The sequence below is a fragment of the Paenibacillus sp. FSL K6-1558 genome (assembly GCF_038002565.1).
In the GTDB taxonomy this organism is placed as follows: Bacteria; Bacillota; Bacilli; order Paenibacillales; family Paenibacillaceae; genus Paenibacillus; species Paenibacillus polysaccharolyticus.
Genome location: NZ_JBBOCV010000001.1, coordinates 2433242 through 2455197, shown reverse-complemented (window position 1 = coordinate 2455197; position 21956 = coordinate 2433242). Strand labels below are relative to the sequence as shown.

The 21956-nt window shown below is 48.7% G+C and carries 19 protein-coding genes; 18 read left to right on the top strand and 1 reads right to left on the bottom strand.

Features of this window, described 5'->3' with window-relative positions:
* Complete coding sequence (locus MHI38_RS10565; RefSeq protein ID WP_221790831.1) at positions 1 to 1563, bottom strand: M4 family metallopeptidase; 1563 nt, start codon at positions 1561 to 1563, stop codon at positions 1 to 3.
* Positions 1564 to 2375: 812 nt separating this feature from the next.
* On the opposite strand from MHI38_RS10565, the gene MHI38_RS10560 reads away from it, so the two are divergent.
* From MHI38_RS10560 to MHI38_RS10475, 18 genes are all read left to right on the top strand, one after another.
* Entirely contained in the window at positions 2376 to 3149 is a 774-nt protein-coding gene (locus tag MHI38_RS10560; RefSeq protein WP_341181245.1) for a glycosyltransferase family 2 protein, read from the top strand.
* Positions 3150 to 3174: 25 nt separating this feature from the next.
* The gene (locus MHI38_RS10555; RefSeq protein ID WP_261769390.1) at positions 3175 to 3297 is read left to right on the top strand and encodes a hypothetical protein; all 123 of its coding nucleotides are present in this window, start codon (positions 3175 to 3177) and stop codon (positions 3295 to 3297) included.
* Between the two features lie 61 nt (positions 3298 to 3358).
* On the top strand, positions 3359 to 4330 hold the full coding sequence (locus MHI38_RS10550) for a glycosyltransferase (RefSeq protein WP_154891109.1): 972 nt from the start codon (positions 3359 to 3361) through the stop codon (positions 4328 to 4330).
* On the top strand, positions 4327 to 5100 hold the full coding sequence (locus MHI38_RS10545; RefSeq protein WP_154959667.1) for a glycosyltransferase family 2 protein: 774 nt from the start codon (positions 4327 to 4329) through the stop codon (positions 5098 to 5100). The genes MHI38_RS10550 and MHI38_RS10545 overlap by 4 nt, the downstream gene beginning before the upstream one ends.
* Positions 5097 to 5828 (top strand): sugar phosphate nucleotidyltransferase, encoded by a 732-nt coding sequence (locus tag MHI38_RS10540; protein ID WP_154891038.1) that lies wholly within the window; start codon positions 5097 to 5099, stop codon positions 5826 to 5828. Before MHI38_RS10545 ends, MHI38_RS10540 begins: the two co-directional genes overlap by 4 nt.
* Positions 5829 to 6908: 1080 nt before the next feature.
* Positions 6909 to 7673, top strand: coding sequence for a GT-D fold domain-containing protein (locus tag MHI38_RS10535; RefSeq protein WP_341181244.1), 765 nt, complete (start codon positions 6909 to 6911; stop codon positions 7671 to 7673).
* Between the two features lie 64 nt (positions 7674 to 7737).
* Positions 7738 to 9384, top strand: coding sequence for a glycosyltransferase family 2 protein (locus MHI38_RS10530; protein ID WP_341181243.1), 1647 nt, complete (start codon positions 7738 to 7740; stop codon positions 9382 to 9384).
* Positions 9385 to 9869: 485 nt separating this feature from the next.
* Positions 9870 to 10733, top strand: a complete 864-nt coding sequence (locus tag MHI38_RS10525; protein ID WP_154891036.1) for a hypothetical protein — start codon at positions 9870 to 9872, stop codon at positions 10731 to 10733.
* 53 nt (positions 10734 to 10786) lie between these two features.
* On the top strand, positions 10787 to 11236 hold the full coding sequence (locus MHI38_RS10520; protein WP_154891035.1) for a hypothetical protein: 450 nt from the start codon (positions 10787 to 10789) through the stop codon (positions 11234 to 11236).
* Between the two features lie 537 nt (positions 11237 to 11773).
* Positions 11774 to 13117 (top strand): LLM class flavin-dependent oxidoreductase, encoded by a 1344-nt coding sequence (locus MHI38_RS10515; protein WP_341181242.1) that lies wholly within the window; start codon positions 11774 to 11776, stop codon positions 13115 to 13117.
* Between the two features lie 287 nt (positions 13118 to 13404).
* Complete coding sequence (locus MHI38_RS10510; RefSeq protein ID WP_308723089.1) at positions 13405 to 15054, top strand: ABC transporter substrate-binding protein; 1650 nt, start codon at positions 13405 to 13407, stop codon at positions 15052 to 15054.
* Positions 15055 to 15132: 78 nt separating this feature from the next.
* On the top strand, positions 15133 to 16065 hold the full coding sequence (locus MHI38_RS10505; protein ID WP_154985039.1) for an ABC transporter permease: 933 nt from the start codon (positions 15133 to 15135) through the stop codon (positions 16063 to 16065).
* Positions 16066 to 16135: 70 nt separating this feature from the next.
* Positions 16136 to 17086 (top strand): ABC transporter permease, encoded by a 951-nt coding sequence (locus tag MHI38_RS10500; RefSeq protein WP_308723090.1) that lies wholly within the window; start codon positions 16136 to 16138, stop codon positions 17084 to 17086.
* A 25-nt stretch (positions 17087 to 17111) separates the two neighbouring features.
* A complete protein-coding gene (ssuE, locus tag MHI38_RS10495; RefSeq protein WP_090919343.1) occupies positions 17112 to 17660 on the top strand; it encodes an NADPH-dependent FMN reductase in 549 nt (182 codons plus the stop codon).
* A gap of 45 nt (positions 17661 to 17705) precedes the next feature.
* Entirely contained in the window at positions 17706 to 18578 is an 873-nt protein-coding gene (locus tag MHI38_RS10490) for a LysR family transcriptional regulator (protein WP_123064643.1), read from the top strand.
* A 71-nt stretch (positions 18579 to 18649) separates the two neighbouring features.
* Positions 18650 to 19867, top strand: coding sequence for an amidohydrolase (locus MHI38_RS10485; RefSeq protein ID WP_154985037.1), 1218 nt, complete (start codon positions 18650 to 18652; stop codon positions 19865 to 19867).
* A 343-nt stretch (positions 19868 to 20210) separates the two neighbouring features.
* Positions 20211 to 21077 (top strand): diaminopimelate epimerase, encoded by an 867-nt coding sequence (locus tag MHI38_RS10480; RefSeq protein ID WP_253491593.1) that lies wholly within the window; start codon positions 20211 to 20213, stop codon positions 21075 to 21077.
* Positions 21078 to 21137: 60 nt separating this feature from the next.
* Positions 21138 to 21932, top strand: a complete 795-nt coding sequence (locus MHI38_RS10475) for a methyltransferase domain-containing protein (protein WP_253491595.1) — start codon at positions 21138 to 21140, stop codon at positions 21930 to 21932.
* The last annotated feature ends 24 nt before the right edge of the window (positions 21933 to 21956 follow it).

Here is a 21956-nt window from a genome sequence, read left to right as displayed (position 1 = left end):
TTATAGTCCTACAGCCTGATAGGCTTTGGTGATGGCAGTTGCCTCGGCGGAATTCGCACCGTAGAGGTCTTTGGCGGCCTGAATCGTTGCTGTTTTGGCAGCTGCAAATTTCGATGTTGGTGTCAGGTAATTCACCAGCGTGCTATAGAAAACACGTACGGCCTTATCCCGGCCGATGCCGCTAACCGTTACACCGTTATGTGTACCGCCTTGGGCTGCAAGGTAGAACGCTTTGTTGATAATACCGCTGTTGGTGTGCACACCGCCGTTATCTGCACTGCCCGTGTAACGGTCACTATATTTGTCAGGCTGGTTGTACAGGGTAGGGTCGGCCAAAGAGCGCAATGCATCTCCTGGAATGTTAGGAGTATAGATGCCGTCACCCAGCAGCCAGTTTTTACTCTCAATGGTGTTACCCATAATATCAGCAAACGCTTCGTTTAATGCTCCTGATTCATTGCGGTATTCCAGATTGGCGGTGTACTCGATCACTCCATGTGTCAACTCATGACCCACAACATCGAGATCCCCGGAGAAGATACCGAACAGTGAGCCGTCCCCGTCACCAAATACAATCTGTGCCCCGTTCCAGAAGGCATTGTTATACTTGGAGCCATAATGTACGGTAGAGCGGATCAAAAGACCGTTGCCATCGAGGCTGTTGCGGTTAAATTTATTTTTGTAAAAATCATAAGTGGCAGCAGCATAAGCATGTGCATCAACAGCTGCACGGTCCGTCCACACGTTGTTAGAGCTGGTAGACAATGTTCCTGGTAACGAGGAGCGATTGTTTGCTGTATACGTTTGAATGCCTTTTCCACGAGTGGTATCTTTCAGCTGGTAGGTGCTGCCCGATTGCGTTGTGGTCAGCGTTTTGGTGTCACCAAACACCCCGGTACCTGTTCCTGTAGCAAAATTGATAATATCAAACTGGGATACGATGCTTCCGTCCACGGCGTTAATAAAATATTTGGTTCGCAGCGGGGCAGGTTCAAGCACGTTCACTTCGGTAATATAAACCAGATAGGTCTGACCGTCATCTTCATGATGATAAATTTGGAGTTCAGCCTTTGGCTCAAGCTCCGGTGCACCTAACTCGCCGATCCGGGATGTCGCTTCTTCCGAGGCCACTTTAATCGCGTCCTCTGCACTGATACCAGGGATTCCGTCATTAGGAATCGCTTGTTCTTCAACAGGCGGAAGTTCACCAAGAGCAGAAGTCACAGCTCCCGTTTTGTCCAGATGGAGGGTCTGCTCGGCACCGTAGACCGGAATACCTTTGATGTACTGTTGCAGACGGAAGTGCCTTACACCGGAAGTATCCGTGTTACGTTTAATGATTTTGAGCTGGCCTTTGACGTCAGAGTTCAGGAACTGTTCCTGTTGACCAAGATAATTATAGATCGTTTCGTCAGGATTGTTGTTCAAAAGGATACTCTCCTCGGAGGCATAAGGAGCCTCAAGCGGAATGGATAGATCAGATGGCGCTGCAGCAGCAGAGGATACGGAAGCGAGCAAAAGAGCTCCTCCAAGAATTGTTGGCATAACTTTGGCAAATTTCATTGTTAACTCTCCCATTCTCATCATATTTTTTGGAAAAAAAGGGTTTATGCCTAACTCGGATGGATTTCCGTCTGCATCTGGCAGGGCGGAGTGAGGGGCTCAAACAGAAGTATGTTTAAGAAGCAGGGGTTGTCCCCCTAGTGATCGTGGCAAACCGAAGGTTCTACGGAGAACCGGGATGTTCAATCCGTGTGTGGAATGCGGGAAGAAGAAGCCGGGTTGGGAACGGCATCACTCCTTTCAAGTTCAAGGTCTGTTTGTGTACAAAACGGAGGAGATCAAACGTCTGAACTAACCGAAGGTCAATAAAAGGACAGAAAGAGGTTTTGGGAACGTGAGTTCTCGACAAGGTTAAAAATGTAAATTGTGTGGCTTGAATCGTATAGTATCACAGTGTAAAAGATTGGAAAAGATACAATTTTAAATTTTTTCGAAAATTGTGTCTAAGGACAGGGAAGAGATGTCATTTTTAAAAATATTGACGAATCTTGTCGGTTCACAGGATGGGTGTACTTACACTCCTGCCCAGAACCTAAGTAAGATAAGGACATACGCCGTTTCCACTGCTCCACGAATACATAGAATAACGTGTACTCCCTTGGCATGATCAGGATGGATTGTGGGAGGTGAATTTGTTGCGGAAACAACGTAATAGAGCCAGTTTTGCAACAAAAACAAGAAAAAAGCGTACCAGACGGGTATCTGAAAAAAGACGAATCCAATCGAGAAGGAAAAAGGGTACAAAGACCTATGTTTTCTCCTTACCACCTAACCACTCATTTCATGCGAACAATCGAAGAGAAGCACATGAGATGATTGGAGAAGTTACTGAGCAAGACAGAGAAGTTCTCCGACAACCTATGCTATCGGTGATTATTCCAGCGATGAACGAGGAACGCACCATTGCTGCTGTAGTCCGTGAAGCGACACGTATATGCCGTGATGCGGAAGTACTGGTTATCGTAAACGGGTCAACCGATGGCACAGCCAATGAAGCTGAACGGGCTGGGGCACGGGTACTCCACTATACTGAAGCGCTGGGACATGATGCAGGACGAAGAGTAGGGGCAGCATCAGCCCGAGGGCAGATTTTGCTGTTCACGGATGCAGACATTCTGATCCCGGCCGAACACCTGGCACCTTTCGTTCAGGCTGTGCTAAATGGAGTCGATGTTGCACTGAACAATTACAACGGTCCGGTGACACGTAGCCCTGTTCATCCGGTCGTTGAAGCAAAACATATGTTGAACAGTCTACTCTCCAGATCCGATCTTGGTGGTGCTTCTATGACAGCCATTCCTCATGCGCTTAGTAGGCAGGCACTTGAGATCATTGGCATATCTTCACTGGAAATTCCGCCACTTGCTCATGCCAAAGCGATATTTGGCGGCCTTCGGGTGCAAGCTGTTCATCATGTGCCTGTAGGAAAATGGAATGCTGTTCGTTCGACGAAACGAGGCGGTGCTGATCTACTTAGCCAAGTCGTACTGAACGATCATCTGGAGGCGATCCGCTGGATGACAGATACACGGGGGCCACGGGGGGGTTACCCTGATCTGCAGCGTGTTCGCAGTCTGGCTCAATAAGAAGTTTTAAGAAATGAGGGATTATGTGATAGAAACGGCAACATGCGGAGGTGACAGCGATAAAAACACGATCAGGAGTAAGGGCAAAGAGACGGACGCGAGCCAAGCGAATGGCGGCGGGCAGACCCCGGAGCAGAAAGCAAGCTGAGGGGAAACGCGCGCCACGTACCCAGCATCTTGGGTGGAGCCGGCGGAATGTCCGGAAGGTGATGCCGGATCTACGTCCATTTTGGAGAGCAGGCCAGCTTGCAGGCAAACAATTCAGGGCAGACTCCGACAACCTGAATAAACATGCTTCTGATACGTGGCAAGTACACGCGGCGAATCTGCCGGAACAGACTAGCTACGAAGCTGCATTGCAGGCAGGCAGGGTGTTTATTCAAGGCTATGCGAATTCCTCAGGCCATGTACCAGAGATTGTACCGCTTCCCCTCCGACATGTTGCTGCTGCCGTAGTCTGTGCCTGTAATGAGGAACGCACACTTGGGCAAGTGCTGGTACAACTAAGACGTCTACCCCTCCGCGATATTGTAGTTGTATTAAACGGTACGACGGATAACAGTCTGGAACACGTGCTTCAACATTCAGGCATTACACTTGTGTATGAACCGGAACGAGCCGGGCATGATGTGGGTCGGGCGCTTGGAGCCAAAATGACAGATGCGGAGACCGTTTTGTTTGTGGATGGAGACATGGTTATACCTGCGGAGCAGCTGGCGCCGTTCCTGTATGCGATTGACCGGGGGCAGGATGTAGCGTTAAACGATTTGACTTCTTTACTTCCTCCTTTTTCCAAGCAGGACGAAGTCAGCCGAATCAAAGCTTATTTGAACCATACATTAGGTCGGCGGGACCTTGGTTCGAATTCGATGACCGCTGTGCCCCATGCCCTATCTAGGCGAATGATTCAGGCTGTAAAATCTGCTTCGCTGGCCGTTCCGCCGAAGGCACAGATGCTTGCAATCCAGCAGGGATTTAAGGTATCCGCTCCATGCCAAGTGGATGTCATTCGCTCAAACCGACTGCGTGCCGGGAACACGGGTAGTGGTAATGGTGTTGCCAGATTGATTCTTGGGGATCACCTGGAAGCACTGGCAACATGGATGGGTACGAGTGAATATGCCCTTCGGACCAACCTTCCTTCCCGTGCAGAGGTAGCGTACAGGAGGAATGTGAGATGACGCTGACCAGCATCATTATACCCACTTATAACGGACTCTCGTTGCTGAGGCCATGTGTCGAGGCTATCCGAACATACACAGGAGAAGCAACATCGTATGAGATCATCGTTGTAGATAATGGGTCGACGGATGGTACTGCCGAATATTGTGCCAAGGAACGCATCCGGTTTGTTCGTTTACCCGAAAATCGGGGATTTCCTGCCGCTTGTAATGCTGGACTTCGGGCTGCGTGCGGGGATGAATTACTCTTGCTGAACAACGATGTTACCGTTACATCATGCTGGCTCGAAAATATGCGCACAGCACTGTACAGTGAAGATGATGTTGGCATCATCGGGCCAGTCACGAACTATGCCAGTGGTATTCAGCAGGTGCATATGACGTTTCGGGATGTGCCACATTTTCAGGAGCTAGCGGCTGCCAATAATGTTTCGGATGTGTCCAGGTGGAAGGAAGTACGCCGAATCGTAGGGCTGTGTATGCTGATGAAACGAAGCGTACTGGAGGCCGTAGGCTGGCTTGACGAAGCGTATTCCCCTGGCCACTATGAAGATGACGACTATTGTTATCGAGCTAGGTTGCAGGGCTTCCGTTTGTTAGTATGCGGTGATGTCCTTGTACATCATCAAGGCAGTGCGAGTTTTCAAAAGACAGATCATACGGAATGGAAACAGTTGCTGGAGCGTAACCGTTCCATTTTCATCAATAAATGGCAAGTCGATCCGCGTGAATTTATGGACATATCCGATGAAGGAGGGAACAAGGAATGAAAGGTGTAATTCTTGCTGGTGGCACAGGAACCAGGCTGTACCCTCTGACCCGGCTTATCAATAAACATCTGCTTCCCGTCGGTAAACATCCGATGATTATGTATGGTATCGACAGGCTTCGTCAGGCAGGGATTGAGGATATTCTGATTGTTATGAACAAACATTCCGCTGGTTTGTATACGGAGTATCTTGGTGGCGGAGCGGATCATGGGGTCAGGCTGACGTATCGTATTCAGGAAAAGGCTGGCGGTATTGCCGAAGCGCTTGATCTGGCCTCATCGTTTGTTCTTCCGGGCGAAAAATTTGTGGTGCTTCTTGGTGATAATCTGTTCAGCGATGATTTGAAACCGTATGTAGAGCGATATATGCAGCAACCTGCGGGTACGGCGCGAGTGTTGCTTAAAGGAGTGGACGATGCGCGTCGCTACGGGGTGCCTGTCTTTGATGAACACCATCCGGAACGTATCGCGTACATTGAAGAAAAGCCAAGTCAGCCGAAGACCTCTTACTGTGTAACGGGCATATACATGTATGATGACCATGTGTTTAGCCTGATTCATAACATTGTACCATCCGCACGTGGAGAGCTGGAGATCACCGATGTAAACAACCATTATGCCTCCGGCGGCGGATTGGAGTATGACATTTTGCAAAAATATTGGAGCGATGCCGGCACATTTGAATCGCTTCAGGAGGCAGCTGTACGCATGAAAGGGCAGCTACCTTAACCGGAAATAACATGATACAGCCGCGGTGCGTTGCGTGGATCGAAACCGATGATTGAATCAGATGATGGAAACAGAATCCTCGCCGGAGCCTAGAAGTAAGCTCCGGCATTTTGTGCAACGACCGCGGTCTTTCTCTAATATGCTCAGGGGAAATCGTGTGAGAGCAGTGGTATTGCCGGGGCGAAGTAAGACTACGCAGGCAGGAGAATAACGTGTGAGGTGTTTTAGGGCGCACAGGCAAAAAGGGGCAGATTACAGGGAAGTGATGTCGGATGTGTAAGGTAGGGGGAGAGTAGAGAATAGAAGAGGTCTGGGTCATGCGAGTGGTGTGAAGAGTGGAGGCAGAGCGGTGCAAGTGAATAATGCAGGGAAGTGGGGCATGTGAAAGGTACTGTAAGAGCAGGGAGCAGCAAGGGCGGAAGCAGTACGGATGGTGTGATCAGGAGAAGTAAGGCAGGCCGGACTGGAGTTGTGTTGAGTAGGGGCAAGGCAAGTACGGCTGAAAAAGTTGGGAAAGCGAGTACGGCTGGAAGTGTGATAGTCGCTGGCAAAGCAGATCGGATTGGAAATGTGGGCAATGTGGGCAAAGCAAGTCGGCCTGGAGGCGGCATTAGGGTGGGCAAAGCAGCGAGGGCCCGGGGAGTGGGAAAGACGGACAAAGCGCGAAGAAGCAGCAGAGCCGCAGGTGAGAGAGCGAGCAGGGCAGGCGGGGCAGCGCTTGCCCCGCCTGCACAGAGCCGCCTGCGTCAAGGCCCCGTCCAGCGCAGGCGTTCTTCTGCGCTGGGCCGGCGCGCCGCGGCCCGCGCCAAGCAGCGCACGGCGATGCGCCGTGCGCCCAAGCCAGCACCACACGCAAGCTCGCCACAGGCGATGCCTGCCAGCGGTGCTGGCCCCGCCCCGCGCCAGACGACACACCCGCAGGGTGTCGTCGTGCCCGCGGGGCGGGAAGGCGCTGCCGCGAGTGCGGGCAGCGCAAACGGCGTGCCGCCGCCGGCCGCGGAGCATGCCGTGCAGGCGGCAGGGCCCGGCGGTTACGCCGCGGGTTACCGCGACGGCGTATTCGCCGGGGGCGAGGCGCTGGTGGCGCAGCACATCCCGCCGGATCATATTCTACCCGCTGTCGCGGCGGCAGATTTGATCGCGGCGGGCTTCCGCCAGTATGCGTCCAGCCTGACCCGGCTGACCAGCCCTCATGAAATGGCTGGTCACATCATGGCGGCGCTGGATGCGCAGCGCCCCCTGTCTGTCGTTCGCCTCGGGGATGGCGAACTGCTTACGCTGGCAGCAGACACCGTGCTGCCAGCTGCAGAAGTGCAGGAGCTGGCACCGTTTCTGCCTTATGCAGGGGTACCATGCTCCACTCCTGACATCCGCGCGATGCTTGCGGAAGCGATTCGGGGTGCAGACTGGGTGGGTGTGCCCATCTCACGTGCTCCGACGTTTCAGGGACTATTATTCCCGGTGTTGCGCCATTTCGGAATCGATTGGTCTAGTCTGAAATTGACCAGTTCCACCATCAATTACAGTCTGCATCAGTCTCGTCTGTTGCTGCCGATCTTGCAAGGACGGCGTGTGCTGCTGATCGGCAGCCAGGCGGCAGAGCTGGGAGCCTTGTTACAACTGCATGGGGTGCAGGTTACAGGCATCATCCCTGCGGTAGCAGGCATGGCAGATATTCCGAGGGTAATGCAGCTGACGTCTGAGCACACCTTTGATATCGCTCTGGTCGCAGCGGGCATTCCAGCGGTGGTGCTATGCAGGCGTATCGCTGGAGAACTGGGCAGCGTTGCCTTCGATTTCGGACATTTGGCAGACAAATTAGTGACAGGGGAGCTTCAACTCTAGTGAGTTGTCTGGGGCAGGATCACCGGGACCCTGCCTCTGGCACGAGTGGAATGGAGGAAGCAACATGAAGAAATCGGAAATACAGCCTCATCGTGTACGAAAAAATAATCAGAGCAACTTACAGCAGAGAAGTCCGCTTAGAGAAGGTACAAAATCGTCGGGCACCTATCCTCATCTTACGGGGACATCTGCTAAGATTCTTCTTCATGCAGCCGGTGGCCGTAATCGGCGTAATGCTTCACGGAAAGGCAAAAGGAGTCATCGTATTCTTCGAAACACCAAGTTATACAAGCAAGGATATAACCGAGGTTACGAAGATGGTGTTCTTCAGGGACAGAATTCATTCGGAATTGTGTTTGAAGGTGTCAGCATCATCATTCCCACCTACAATCAGCGGGATTATGTACTGCAATGTGTGTCAAGCATTGAGAAACATACCCCCGCTCCTTACGAAATCATCGTTGTAGACAATGCTTCTCAAGATGGTACGGCCGATGCACTGCTTCGCAAAGGCGGTATGGTGAGGGTTGCTGCACTGGAGAAGAATCGGGGATTTGCCGGAGGCGTTAATCAGGGTCTGATGATGGCAAAGGGACGGCATATCGTTGTGCTGAACAATGATACCCTGGTTACCCCGGGCTGGCTGGAGAATATGATGACGTGCCTTAACAGCGATCCGCAGATTGGTGTCGTAGGACCTGTAACGAACTACATTGGCGGAGATCAGCAGATTGAAGTGCCTTATCGTGAAGTAGAGGACATGTGGTCTTTCGCTGCGAACCGGAATCGTCCCGACCCGGAGAAACATCGAGTGACGGATCGGCTCGTCGGATTCTGCTGGCTGTTTTCCAGAGATTTGTTTGAGCGTGTAGGGTATCTGGATGAGGGTTACGCCGTAGGTAACTTTGAGGATGACGATTGGATTGTACGGGTGCGGATGTTGGGATACCGGCTTGCTGTAGCAGGTGACGCCTTTATTCATCATTTTGGAAGTGTCAGCATGAAAGCGCTCGGAGAGCAGGACTTTAACACAGTGAACAAGGGAAATGAACAATTTTACAGTCAAAAATGGGGAGATCCCCAAGCGCTCATCGCGGAAACCTCCAGGCTGGCACAGACTCCGCACTCAGACCCTCAAACTCGATCTCAAGCGAACGTATCTTCGTTAGCGGCAAAAGGTGATTTACGCCAGAGGGCCGCAGGTTCCTCTTCTGTAAACAGTCCTGCAACATCACCGCTCAGACGAAGCAGTGATTTCTATCCCGAAGGTGCATTTCTTGTTGATCTAAAGGGTGATGTCTATGTACTAAGAAGCGGTCAGCGCCGAAAGCTGAACATTCCTGTTCCGCGCGGCATCTCGCCGGTGCTGGTCGCCAAACCTGATCTGCTGGGCATACCTGCGGGTGAACCGCTGGTGTCCGCTGGAGATTTTCGGAACGGATCGTTTGAACCGGACTTTCCTCTTGCCGTAATCCCTCCCGATCCTGGCGTGGCACCTACTGACTTGAGTATTGTATCTGTTGCTGATACACCGGAAGTTTGGTATCTGGTCACCGAAGGTAAACGCAGGAAGTTTGTATCCACCTATGCAGCGGAACGTTGGGGAATAAGCTCCAGACATGTGCATCAAATATCAACCGAACAACTCCATTCAATCCCGGAAGGATGGCCGATTATTGCTCCGCCCCAGTTGCTGAACAAGGATTTGTGATGGCCACCGCTCGTGGTTTGAAGCAACATGTAAACATGCGGAATGAACAACATAGCACGCTACGCAGCTTTTAGACTGAACGTTCACACAAATCTGTTTATTCCGCATGAGGTTTCCCGTACAAGGGCTACATAATTAAGCTGATGACATTTGAGGCAAGTCAATAGAAATGAAGAAGTATATGTTACAGAAGCATGAGGGGAACTCTGGAAAGATTATAAAGACAGGAGTACCTTACGACTTTAGTAAGGCATTGAGCGGATGAAAAGCCTGAATTATTTCCTTTTTTTGTTAAGTTACATTGTATCTGTCATGATTTAATGATTGTATAGGAACTATGGGGAGGGTTACTGTGAGAATTAGAAGATTTATTACTAAGAAATAGATAGTACACTTCAATAAAATGGATTAATACCCAAAAATATTGATGATAAATCTTTTTCATGATAAGGTAAATAAAGGAATAAAGAGAGGAAGGTGTAAATTTGAAAATAAAAAAAAGACTAATTGGTTCATTATTGTCTCTTATACTTGTATTACAAGTGTCACCTGTAAGCGCTGAGGATTCCACATATGATCCATTAACTGAGTCCTTTACTGTAACCAAAGAATTTCTAAAGGAAAAGGCAATACAGGAAGGGAAGCAATTAAACGTTGCTGAATATGAAAGTAAACTTGACAATGCTAAGACTCAGTCTGAAATAGAAGATATAATGGAACTTATGAGCGATTATTCAGTATACACAGAAATTGAGTATCAAAATAAGTTGTACAGTATATCTAATATAGATAATTTAGACCATAATGTAGCTATAATGGCGTCTCCTGGAGATACTAGGTTGCGTACAGAATACTCTTATGGTGCACAAACCTTGTATGGGAATGAGCAAGGCGATTTAAATAAAATGGGAAACAAACTTATTCAAATTGGAGCAGGTATGACTCATCCTTATGTAGGTGCATTTATGACAGTTATAGATCTATTCATTAAAGAGAATGAGTACGACAGTTATAAAAATACTATTGTTAGATCACTGCACGACTATGTAATAATATATAAATATGTAGATGTGTATCAGTGGAATGGTTTTCAATATGTATGGACTCCAATGGCAACATCAACTAAGAAAAATACTTCTGCACAACTTAATGTTGTTTATTACAAAAATTCGACACGATATACACCAAGGAATTTTGATTTAGGACAAATCTCAGGACAAGCTGGTAATTACTTTTATGACGAAGCAAGATTATCTTCACTTGCAAAAAATACATTGTCCCCCTTGTATTATGGTTACCAGAGTGGGGCTGTTATACCTGTAAATATATATTGGAAATTTAAATACTAACATAATTATAGGGTGCTATTTTTACCCCGTGTTAATAAGCTTGGAGGCCGAAAATGAAAAGAGTACTTTTTATTACTTTCTTATTCATATTCATTCTATCCGGGTGTAATCATCATGAAAAAATAGACATTAAATCGCCATCCTACATGTTTAGCGAAAACTCTGAGATTGCTAGTGAAGTAAAAGTAAGTTTAAATGGAATCTTTAACAAAAATGAAAATACTTTTGAGGGATCTTTATCTATCAATGATTGTACTTTCGAAAAGGTAATCTTCATGCATAAATCTTTGTTAATATCTTATGAAGGCGCAAAGAGAACCGTGTTAGGAGATATTTATTTAGATAAACAGGCTAATCAATTCGCAATTATTATTACAGAACCTGAACTATACACGAAATTAACGAATGAAAAATATCAGAATGAAACGTTAGTTATAAGTGCTCCCGCATCAAATCTAGAAGAAGCAAAGATGATTGAGGAGAAGTTAAAAGCATTGGAGTGAGTCTAAACTCACTCCTTTTTTTTGAATCAAAATTGATACTGAATGGATAACTCAAAATTTAAATTTATTTTTTTCTATTCTGTTATAGGATTGTTCTATTAGCAGAACCATTGACGATGCAAAGGGACGGGAGTACATTTATAGCCATAATTCTTATTTAACAGATTGGAATTAAGGGTATAGGTCTTTCCGGTCTGTCTGATGATCTGGAACTATATTGTGGAAATCGGAGGTATGTCGATGTCATCATCCCAACAATGCGGCAGGATGAAGCAATGCTGTCTGAACGGAATGGATTAAGTCTAACAAGGCTAATGCAACAGGAGCATAGCGATTATTTTACATGGGTGCCATATAGAAAAAATCTATTAGAAGCACCGTTGACCGGTTCGCCGGGGCAGTGATAAGCTGTGTGAAATTAAAACAAACCAAACTCATAGGAATAATAATTTTTAATTTTAATGCTCAATCATTGGTTCAGATATGCCACATTTTGGTACCATCAAATTACCTTATTTCAGGGAAGGCGGAGTGTACATGACAGCAAAACGAAGTTTGAAATTTGGAGCGATCATTCATGGTGTTGGGGGAAGCAACACAACCTGGAGACACCCGGAGGTTCTATCCGATGCCAGTGTCAACTTTGGATTTTACAAACGCCAGGCGCTGAAGGCTGAAGAGGGCAAGTTTGATCTGGTATTCATTGCAGACGGCCTGTATATTACGGAAAAATCCATTCCTCACTTCCTGAATCGCTTTGAACCGATCAGCATTCTTTCCGCTCTTGCTGCGGTAACTTCACGCATTGGACTTGTGGGCACACTCTCCACATCCTATAGTGACCCCTTTACAGTCGCCAGACAGTTCGGTTCGCTTGATCTGATCAGTGATGGTCGTGCAGGCTGGAACGTGGTGACATCTCCCTTGGAAGGTACCGCAAAAAATTACAGCAAAAGCAATCATCCAACACATCCGGAACGTTACCGTATTGCTAAGGAATATTTACAAGTGACCAAAGGCTTGTGGGATTCATGGGAAGATGATGCATTTGTAAGAGACAAGGACAGTGGTGTGTTCTTCGATCCTTCGAAACTACACACGCTGAACCATGAAGGGGAGTTCTTCTCTGTGCAGGGACCATTGAACATCGCTCGTTCACGGCAGGGACAGCCGGTTATTTTTCAAGCAGGTTCCTCAGAGGATGGCAAAACACTGGCGGCACAAGAAGCCGATGCCGTATTCACTGGACACGATAACATTGAAGATGCACAGGCATTTTATAAGGACGTCAAAACACGGGCAGCTTCCTATGGACGTTCAGCACAAGATATTGTTATTTTGCCAGGCATTAACCCGATTGTGGGACGGACGGCAGAGGAAGCGGAACAGAAATATCAGGAGATCGCAAGCCTGGTAACCATTGATAAAGCGTTGGACTACTTGGGACGTTTCTTCGAGCATCATGATTTCTCCCAATATCCGCTGGATGAACCATTCCCTGAACTGGATGGCATAGGCAGCAACAGCTTCCGCAGTGGAACAGACAAGATTAAAAAAGATGCCAAAGAGCAGGGGTTAACGCTGCGCGAAGTCGCTTTGCGGGCTGCAACACCACGAAGTCAATTCCTGGGCACGCCGGAGCAGGTCGCAGACAAGGTTCAGGAATGGTTCGAGGCAGAAGTGGCAGACGGATTCATTATTGCTTCGGAGTTGCCTAGCGGATTGTCCGACTTTGTCGAGTTGGTGGTACCTATTCTGCAGGAACGCGGCCTCTATCGCACGGAGTATGAGCATGATACGCTGCGTGGCAATTTGGGTGTCCAGGTGCCTGTAAACCGTTATACAGTAGCAAGAACACAGGAAGAGTCAAACGTCATCTAATCGAATGTCAAATGTCATTTAAATCGAACATCATCTAATTGTTGTAATTCATGTTAACTTAAACGCGGTGACTCTAACCTGTACTCACAATCCAATACATTCGGATCAAATACAAGAACAGTTCATCGTTAAAATGAAGCACAAATGCATCTGGATCATAGCGTTAATAAAGTTAATGAATCCTTTTTTCCTTAAAACCTACTTTTCTCATAGGGAATATAAAATATATACAAATTTGCTTGGCGTAACACATTAATGACACCTGTATACACAGAGGGGGAAGCGATATGAACAGGTCTATCTCATGGACAAAAGTGGTGGCGTTGGCAGTAGCATTGGTGATGGTTTTGTCCGGATGCGGAGCAACATCAGGAGGCAAAACCAGCGGTGCGGCACAGGCTTCCGCCGGCGGGGGTCAGGCTGGTAAAGCGGAAGGGGGTAACCTCACCTTTGCACTGGCGACTTCACCGGATACACTCGATCCGCATCGTAGCGGTCTTGCTGTAGCCGTACGAGCGATTCGCACGATCTACGACAATCTGGTGGTGCAGCTGCCAGATGGGTCTATCAAACCTTGGCTTGCCAAGGAATGGAGTGTATCGAAGGATGGCAAAAGTTATACCTTCAAGCTGCGTGAAGACGTGAAATTCCATGATGGAACTCCGTTTAACGCCGAAGCGGTGAAGTACAATCTGGATCGGGTCATTGATCCTGCCACCAAAGCTGCCAATTCCCTTGCCCTGATTAGACCTTATAGCTCCTCCGAGGTCATTGATGAGTATACGATCAAAGTTAATCTGAATGCACCTTCGCAAGCGTTTCTCGGCAACTTGAGTCAGGCATTACTGGGAATCGTGTCTCCAACGGCTGCGAAGAAATATGGGGACCAACTGGGCAAAAATCCGGTGGGCACAGGCCCGTATACCTTTGTGAAATGGGATGAAAACGCGGATATCGTAGTGGCCAAAAACAAGGATTACAACTGGGGCCCGGAAACGGTCGAAAACAAAGGTGTTCCGCATATCGATACGATCACGTTTAAGATTGTACCGGAAGAAGCAACACGTATCGGAAGTGTGCAGAGTAAGCAGGTGCTTGCCGCAGAGACCGTACCGCCGCAAAATATCGCTGCGCTGAAAAGTGATCCGAACCAGCAATTGTTGCAGGCCAACACGGTTGGACTGCCATACACCCTCTTTTTCAATCTGCGCAAGGCACCTTGGGATGATGTAAAAGTAAGGCAAGCGGTACAATCCGCTGTTGACGTCGAGTCCATTGTGAAAACCTTGTATCTGGGTAACTACGAGCGCGCATGGTCTGCATTGTCTCCAGGCATTCTCGGCTATGACAAGTCGCTTGAAGGAAGCATCACACCAGATATCAACCGAGCTAACCAACTACTGGATGAGCAGGGCTGGGTTAAGGGGGCTGACGGGATTCGTGTCAAAGACGGGAAGAAGCTGACTTTGCGTTATGTAGATGGCTCCCCTAACCGGGAGAAACGCAATGACATTGCTGCCATCATCCAGCAACAGCTGAAACCGCTGGGCATTGCGGTAGAAGTGGTGATTACCAAAGACATTGCTACTGTGATCTATCAGAACTGGGATTATGATCTGTATGGTAACAGCCAGGTCAACTCCGATCCGAATGCCTTGTACGCCTTCTATCACACCAGTGCGGAAGGGGAACGTCCGACATTATCCGGTTTATCTGAGCCAAAGATTGATCAACTTCTGGAGCAGGGAGCGGTAGAGACGGATTCGGCGAAAAGGGTAGACATCTACAGTCAGATTCAGAAATATCTCATTGAACAAGCGGTTATTTTGCCAATCTACGTATTTCCGTATACTGTGGCTGCATCCAAAAACGTGGAAGGCATCAAGTTCGATACACTCGGTTATCCACTCTTTAATGATGTACGTATCCAGCCATAATGCAAATTGCATTATCCAGTCTCAACATTCCAACATGGCGTACAGCCTGTTCCGGTTTCAGAAAGGAGCCATTCCGGTATGATTCAACTGATCTTGTCACGGTTAGCAACGTCGCTTCTCGTTATATTTGGAGCTTCGGTGCTGGTGTACTGCATCATGTATCTTCTGCCGGGTGATCCGGTGCTGTTAATGCTGGACCCGTCCTCGGCTACCCCGGAGATGATTGCTAATCTCCGGGCACAGCTTGGGCTGGATCAACCTTTTTATATCCAGTTTGCGAACTATTTTGGCGATATGCTGCGCGGGGATTTTGGTCAATCCATGGTCAACTCCGATCCGGTACTGCCCAAAATTCTGGAACATTTCCCGGCAACGCTGGCATTGACGGCACTCAGCTCGCTGATCGCCATCACCATCGGAATTACACTTGGCGTTCTGTCGGCCATTCACCGGAATGGTGTGATTGATGTTGTGGCTAGGCTCGTTGGATTGTTCGGCATCTCGATGCCAACGTTCTGGACCGGCATTCTGCTTATTCTGTTGTTTTCCGTACAGCTCGGCTGGTTCCCTGCGATGGGGTCGGACGGATTCAGTTCCTTGGTGCTTCCGGCAGCTACACTCGGACTTGTCGGTGCAGGATTTATTGTGCGCATGGTGCGTAACAGCATGCTTGAAGTGATAAATGAGCCGTTTATCGTTGCTTTACGGGCCAAAGGATTGTCTGAACGGGCTATCATGTATGGTCATGCTCTGCGTAATGCACTGATCCCTGCCGTAACCGTCATCGGTATGTTAATCGGGGATTTGTTGGCAGGAACCGTGGTCGTAGAGACGGTATTCTCCAGACAAGGAATTGGTCGTATTATTGCCGATGCGCTAATGGCTAAGGATCTGCCGGTGGTGCAAGGCGTTGTGTTTTTTACATCCATCATCTATGTCGTGTTGAATTTGCTTGTTGACATCTCGTATTCGTACATTGATCCTCGGGTTCGGCGAGCTGTTCGTACATGATCCAGATCAGGAACACCGCATCAGGAACTTGCAAAATGTGAAGAGGCAGGAGAAGGAGGCGTTAATTTTTATGAGCATGAAACCTTTGACGGGACACAAAAAGACATGGGCAGGAAATGCCAGAAGTACCGGAAGTACCGGAATTGTCGGGAAAGCTCGCCTGTGGAGATGGAACCGCCTGCCTTGGCAGCGCCGTGTTTCATCCGCAGTATCGCAATTGTTTTTGTATACCGCCCTGCTCATCGTCATCTTCACTGTGGCCTGTGCCATCGTACCTGGCTGGATTGCGCCTTATGATCCAACACAGATGATGACGGATGCCATTCTGCAGTCTCCTTCTGCTTCTCACCTGTTCGGTACAGACTATTTCGGCCGAGATATCTTCAGTGTGGTTGTGCATGGGAGCCGGGATTCCTTGCTGATCGGTTTTGCTTCCGTGCTTGTTGGTGGTCTCGTCGGCAGTGCTATTGGCATCCTTGCGGGATATGCAGGAGGACTGGTTGATACGGTAACGATGCGGGCGGTGGATATTCTTATGGCCGTACCAGGCGTATTGCTCGCCTTATCTGTTGCTGCGGCGCTTGGGCCAGGACTGCTAAATATTGCACTGGCTGTTGCAGTAGCTTCGATACCAGGTTATGCAAGGGTGATGCGCGGTCAGGTGATGTCTGTCAAAAATCTGCCTTTCATTACAGCCACGCGTTCCCTGGGTAGTTCCAATGCCCGCATTTTCTGGAAACATGTCCTGCCACATTCCTTGTCTCCGCTACTCGTAATGGCAACGCTGGGTGTAGGTACATCCATCCTGACTGGGTCTGGACTCAGTTTCCTTGGGCTCGGGGTACTGAAAGAAATTCCGGATTGGGGTGCATTGCTGTCTCAAGGGAGAGGTTATCTGACAGTAGCTTGGTGGATTTGCACATTCCCGGGTCTGGCCATTACGCTGTTTGTTCTGGCTGTCAATCTGATTGGAGACGATATTCGCGACAGGCTTGATCCCAAAGTAAAAGGAGCGGCTTGACCGCTATTCCAAGGAGGAAAATAATATGTCACATGTTGTCATTATCGCCGGAACCCCGTCCAAGCGTTCACGATTGACAGGACTAACGGATTATAGCAGCCATACGTTAAGCAAAGCTGGTATTTCCGTTGAAGTGATTCAGGTGACCGATTTGCCCGCTGAAGATCTGGTACAGGCAAAGTTCGACAGCCAGGCCATTCAGGATGCACTTGCCATTGTGGATGGAGCGGATGCCGTTATTGTGGCTACTCCGGTATATAAGGCAGCTTATTCGGGCGTGCTCAAGCTGTTTCTCGACCTGATACCACAAGAAGGACTTCGGGATAAGGTGACTCTGCCTCTTGTCATTGGCGGTTCAATTGCGCATTTGCTTGCTATTGATTATGCTTTGAAGCCTGTGCTTACCGCACTCGGCGGACGATATATCCTTGGCGGTGTATACGCAGTGGATCAGGGAATTGAACGCAATGAGGATGGAACATTTACACTTGCAGCAGATATTACCGCACGGTTAGATCGCTCTCTGGAAGAATTACGATTGACACTGGAAAAGGATGGGATTACGATATCCTAAAACCAAGTTTTTATATAGGAAAAATAAGTAGATGCGGAGGCGCCCATGAATATAGAGAACATTGAAGCGTTTGTATATATCAATCACTACGGAAGCTTCAATAAGGCGGCTGAAGTACTCTTCTTGTCCCAGCCTTCGGTTACGGCACGTATTCAATCATTGGAAAGGGAGCTGGGATGCAAGCTGTTTGACCGACTAGGTAAGCAGATCGTGCTGACGGATGAAGGCCGCAAATTTTTACCGTATGCGCAGCAGGTGTTACAAGTGATCCAGAAGGGGAAACAGAAAATTCAGCAGCGTAGAACGACACCTGAGGCACTGCGCCTCGGAAGCACAGTATCGGTGTCCAATTATGTCATCCCCGATTTTCTGCCCAGAATCAAGGAGTCGTACCCCGAAGTCAACATTAAACTGACAACAGCAACAACGGATCAACTGATTGCCAAACTGCTCGGTCAGGAGATTGATCTGGCGTTTGTACGCAAGGTCATGCACCCTGCGATCCGTACCGTTGCTTTTTACGAAGATCCGATACAGCTATACGTGTACAGAGGACATCCTTTCATTGAAAGCGGACATGTCAGCATGGAGGCGATCCGGAATGAACAGCTGGTCTTTTTCGAGTGTGGTTCACTGGACTGGCTTCGCATTCACCGGGCCTTCGACTCCCTGGAGTACCCGCCGGATATTACATATCATGTCGATAATTCGGAAACAGCCAAAAAACTGGTTATGCAAGGTGCGGGCATCGCTTTTCTACCAGGGTTAACGGTGAAGAAAGAGGTACAGCGTCAAGAACTGTTTCCGATTCAAGTCCATGAGGTGGCAGGAGTGTCGCTACAGATCAGTGTGGTGACCTTAAAAGAAGAATATTCGCCATTTGCAGAGCCTTTTGGAGAACTGTTACGGCAATTATAGATGGACTGACAAGGCGAATCAGATTTCACCGTTATAGATTGGATAAATTAAGCATGAAAGGAGGACTCAAGATGAAAAGTGATCTGGAGCAGACGAGAGAACAGCTTTTGCAGCCGGAGGAAGAGCAACAGCAAGTTGAGCAGAGCGAGCAAAAGCAGGAGTTCGCGGCACATCTGACCGCAATTCGACGGCATCTTCATCGCAACCCGGAGCTTTCTGGTGAGGAAAAGGAAACAACAGCAGCCATTCGCAGCTGGCTGGAGGAGGAAGGCGTTCGCCTTGCCGATGAGTATAAACTGCGAACAGGGCTTGTTGCTGAGGTAGGGCAGGGAAGTGGCCCTGTCGTAGCGCTACGAGCGGACATTGATGCCTTGCCTATTCAGGAGGAAACCAAGCTGGAGTTTGCTTCGCAGATTGCGGGCCGAATGCATGCATGCGGGCACGATGCGCACACCGCTATTTTGATTGGAGCTGCACGGTTGCTGAGACAGCGTGAATCCAGTTTGCCCGGGAAGGTGCGATTGATTTTTCAACCGTCAGAAGAGAAGGCAACAGGTGCCCGCCAAGTTATCCAGAGCGGCGCACTCGCCGATGTTCAGGCTATATTTGGTTTACACAATAAACCGGATCTGCGAGTAGGCACAGTGGGTATTCGCGAAGGTGCATTGATGGCGGCAGCGGATGGATTTGTCGTTAAAGTGCAAGGGGTGGGCACCCATGCGGCTGTACCTGAAGCAGGCATCGATCCGATTGTGGTTGCTGCACATATCGTTACCGCATTGCAAGCCATTGTCAGTCGGAATGTAGGTGCTCAGGAGAGTGCTGTACTCAGCGTTACGAAAATAAACAGCGGTACAGCCTGGAACGTTATTCCGGAGGAAGCGATACTTGACGGCACAGTGCGCACATTTGACGAGAAGGTGCGCGCCCGTATCCGGGAACGTTTCAACCAGGTCGTAGCTGGTGTGGCTGCAGCCTACGGCACAACGGCGACGGTACGCTGGATTCAAGGGCCACCTGCTGTGGTCAATGATGCATCGCTGGCATTGGACGCAGAACAAGTCGTGAGTGAACTTGGGTTGAATCGTGTCAGACCACTGCCTTCGCCGGCAGGAGAGGATTTTTCCTTTTATCAAAAAGAAGTGCCGGGCCTGTTCCTCTTTCTCGGGACATCGGGCCCGCACGAGTGGCATCATCCGGGCTTTGATGTAGATGAGCAGGCTTTGCCAATTGGTGCACATCTGCTGGCAGAGCTGGCTGAACAGGCTTTGAAACGTCTGCAAGCCTAAATGGCAGTGATGTTGAAAAAAGTTGGACTTTTAATTTTGAATTCAAAATATATTCCTATTCTCGATCTGTAACATTTGTTTCAGAGCTGGCGCTAGTCGTCAGCTCTATTTTGTTTTATGTTCAAAAAATCGGGCAATCCGCAGGAACTTTTCGGTTATTCTAACACCGGAGTGTACGCATAAAATCCGGTTGTACAACAGGTATAGATGGAAATATTTGTTGACGACCCCCAATGAGTGTGCTATATTTTTCTCGTCCTTTAATCGTAATTATTACTATTAATGTCGAAATATGCAACGGAGAACTTCAATTCGAATCCAAAGAACAGGAGCCGCCGCCGCGATGAAACAAGAGATTGATTTTATCAAATGTAGTCCGACACAGAACATGACCCTTCTGGTGAGAACGGATCACGCATCCGAACATTACAGTGATATCGCTTCCAGCCTGATGTCTTATGATCATGTTCACGCTGAACAAGTCGGGTTCATCAAGCAGACACGAAGACCAGAAGCCGTTGCCCGCCTGGAGATGGCAGGAGGAGAGTTTTGTGGCAATGCTTGTATGGCGCTGGCAGCTCATATTGCAGCAGAAGCAGGGCTGGAGAAGCAAGCGTCCATGAATATCAAGCTGGATGTTTCAGGCACAGAGCGCTTGATCAGCTGTCAGGTGAAGCGGCGAGAGCATCGGTATGATTGCCGGGTTACGATGCCTGTTCCCGATCAGATCGAGCGGCGGAAGATTACGTTTGAAGGTATGGAGCTGGAGATAATCATTGTCCGGTATGCCGAATTCATTCACATCGTGATTGAAGTGCAACACGTTGATGACCTGATGAAGCGAAAGGCAGAACACCTTGCACGGTTACTTGGACTCACGATGGGAGACAAAATGATCGGTGTGTTGTTATATCACCCTGCTACGCAAGAGATGGCGCCCCTCATTTATGTCCCGCAGCTGGATAGTCTGATCTGGGAGAGAGGGTGCGGATCAGGTACGGCCTCTTTAGGAGCTTATCAGGCCTGGCTTAGGCAGAGCGAAGTCACCCAGTTGGTCAAGCAACCTGGAGGTGCAATTAAGGTGACCGCTCAGTGGGGGAGCCAAGGGGTGAAGGCCATAACGATTGAGGGAACTGTTGGCATTGTTGCCTATGGCACGGCTTTTATTGATACCTTACAGGAGCAGAGCAGGAGCGTTGTAGAGGTCTGAGCAGGTACCTGAGACTGAGATGTATGATGGTTGACCATGACAAGGTGAGGAGGAGAGGGAATGATCACGTTGATCCACTTGGAAACGAGACTACGTGTTTTTGCCGAACAATTTGGCAAGCTTGCGGTTAGATATGATCAGACGCTTGAGCACAGCGCGGAACTGGAAGCGGTGATTAACGGGTATTCACGGTTTGTGACCGACCCTGATCACAAGATCGCTTGGGGGATGTTGAGGCAAGCAGAACTGAAGGAGCTTGATCCGTTAGTTCAAGCGCTAAGACAAAAGTCCGCTCAGTGTGTCGCGATTATGGAGAAATATCGGGCATTGAAGCTGCAGGATGGAGAAGTGCAGATTGCGGATTATTTTAAAAATATCGAAGAGTGCATCGACAAAGAGTTTGGCAGCTTTCAGGTGACACCTGAATCCAAAGTGCTGCTGGTGGGTTCCGGTTCGTTTCCGATGACCCCTTTACTGATCGCTAAACGTACCGGAGCGGAGGTCGTTGGCATTGATATTGACGCAGAGGCGATTACGCTGGGGAGAAAAGTTATAGAGAAGCTCGGTGCTGGCTTGAACATTCGTTTAGAGCAGCAACTGCTGGAGGATCTGGCGTATACAAGGCAGGCGACACATGTTATTTTCAGCTCCACGGTGGCTAACAAGTATGACTTGCTCGATCAATTATATGCATTGACCAATGAACAAGTCGTTGTAGCTATGCGGTACGGCAATGAGTTGAAATCACTGTTTAATTATCCTATGAAAGAGACGGACGGTAGTAAATGGAGGCTCGCAGACAACATTTTGCGCCCGCATGATGTGTTCGATATCGCGTTGTACCAGAAGGCGTAAGAAGTCGAGTGAAGTGTAATCTGG

Excerpts from the sequence above, each read along its gene's own strand:
- MHI38_RS10565 (WP_221790831.1), bottom strand. The coding sequence starts at position 1,563 with ATGAAATTTGCCAAAGTTATGCCAACAATTCTTGGAGGAGCTCTTTTG.
- MHI38_RS10560 (WP_341181245.1), top strand. The coding sequence starts at position 2,376 with ATGATTGGAGAAGTTACTGAGCAAGACAGAGAAGTTCTCCGACAACCT.
- MHI38_RS10550 (WP_154891109.1), top strand. The coding sequence starts at position 3,359 with ATGCCGGATCTACGTCCATTTTGGAGAGCAGGCCAGCTTGCAGGCAAA.
- MHI38_RS10545 (WP_154959667.1), top strand. The coding sequence starts at position 4,327 with ATGACGCTGACCAGCATCATTATACCCACTTATAACGGACTCTCGTTG.
- MHI38_RS10540 (WP_154891038.1), top strand. The coding sequence starts at position 5,097 with ATGAAAGGTGTAATTCTTGCTGGTGGCACAGGAACCAGGCTGTACCCT.
- MHI38_RS10530 (WP_341181243.1), top strand. The coding sequence starts at position 7,738 with ATGAAGAAATCGGAAATACAGCCTCATCGTGTACGAAAAAATAATCAG.
- MHI38_RS10520 (WP_154891035.1), top strand. The coding sequence starts at position 10,787 with ATGAAAAGAGTACTTTTTATTACTTTCTTATTCATATTCATTCTATCC.
- MHI38_RS10515 (WP_341181242.1), top strand. The coding sequence starts at position 11,774 with ATGACAGCAAAACGAAGTTTGAAATTTGGAGCGATCATTCATGGTGTT.
- MHI38_RS10510 (WP_308723089.1), top strand. The coding sequence starts at position 13,405 with ATGAACAGGTCTATCTCATGGACAAAAGTGGTGGCGTTGGCAGTAGCA.
- MHI38_RS10505 (WP_154985039.1), top strand. The coding sequence starts at position 15,133 with ATGATTCAACTGATCTTGTCACGGTTAGCAACGTCGCTTCTCGTTATA.
- MHI38_RS10500 (WP_308723090.1), top strand. The coding sequence starts at position 16,136 with ATGAGCATGAAACCTTTGACGGGACACAAAAAGACATGGGCAGGAAAT.
- ssuE (WP_090919343.1), top strand. The coding sequence starts at position 17,112 with ATGTCACATGTTGTCATTATCGCCGGAACCCCGTCCAAGCGTTCACGA.
- MHI38_RS10490 (WP_123064643.1), top strand. The coding sequence starts at position 17,706 with ATGAATATAGAGAACATTGAAGCGTTTGTATATATCAATCACTACGGA.
- MHI38_RS10485 (WP_154985037.1), top strand. The coding sequence starts at position 18,650 with ATGAAAAGTGATCTGGAGCAGACGAGAGAACAGCTTTTGCAGCCGGAG.
- MHI38_RS10480 (WP_253491593.1), top strand. The coding sequence starts at position 20,211 with ATGAAACAAGAGATTGATTTTATCAAATGTAGTCCGACACAGAACATG.
- MHI38_RS10475 (WP_253491595.1), top strand. The coding sequence starts at position 21,138 with ATGATCACGTTGATCCACTTGGAAACGAGACTACGTGTTTTTGCCGAA.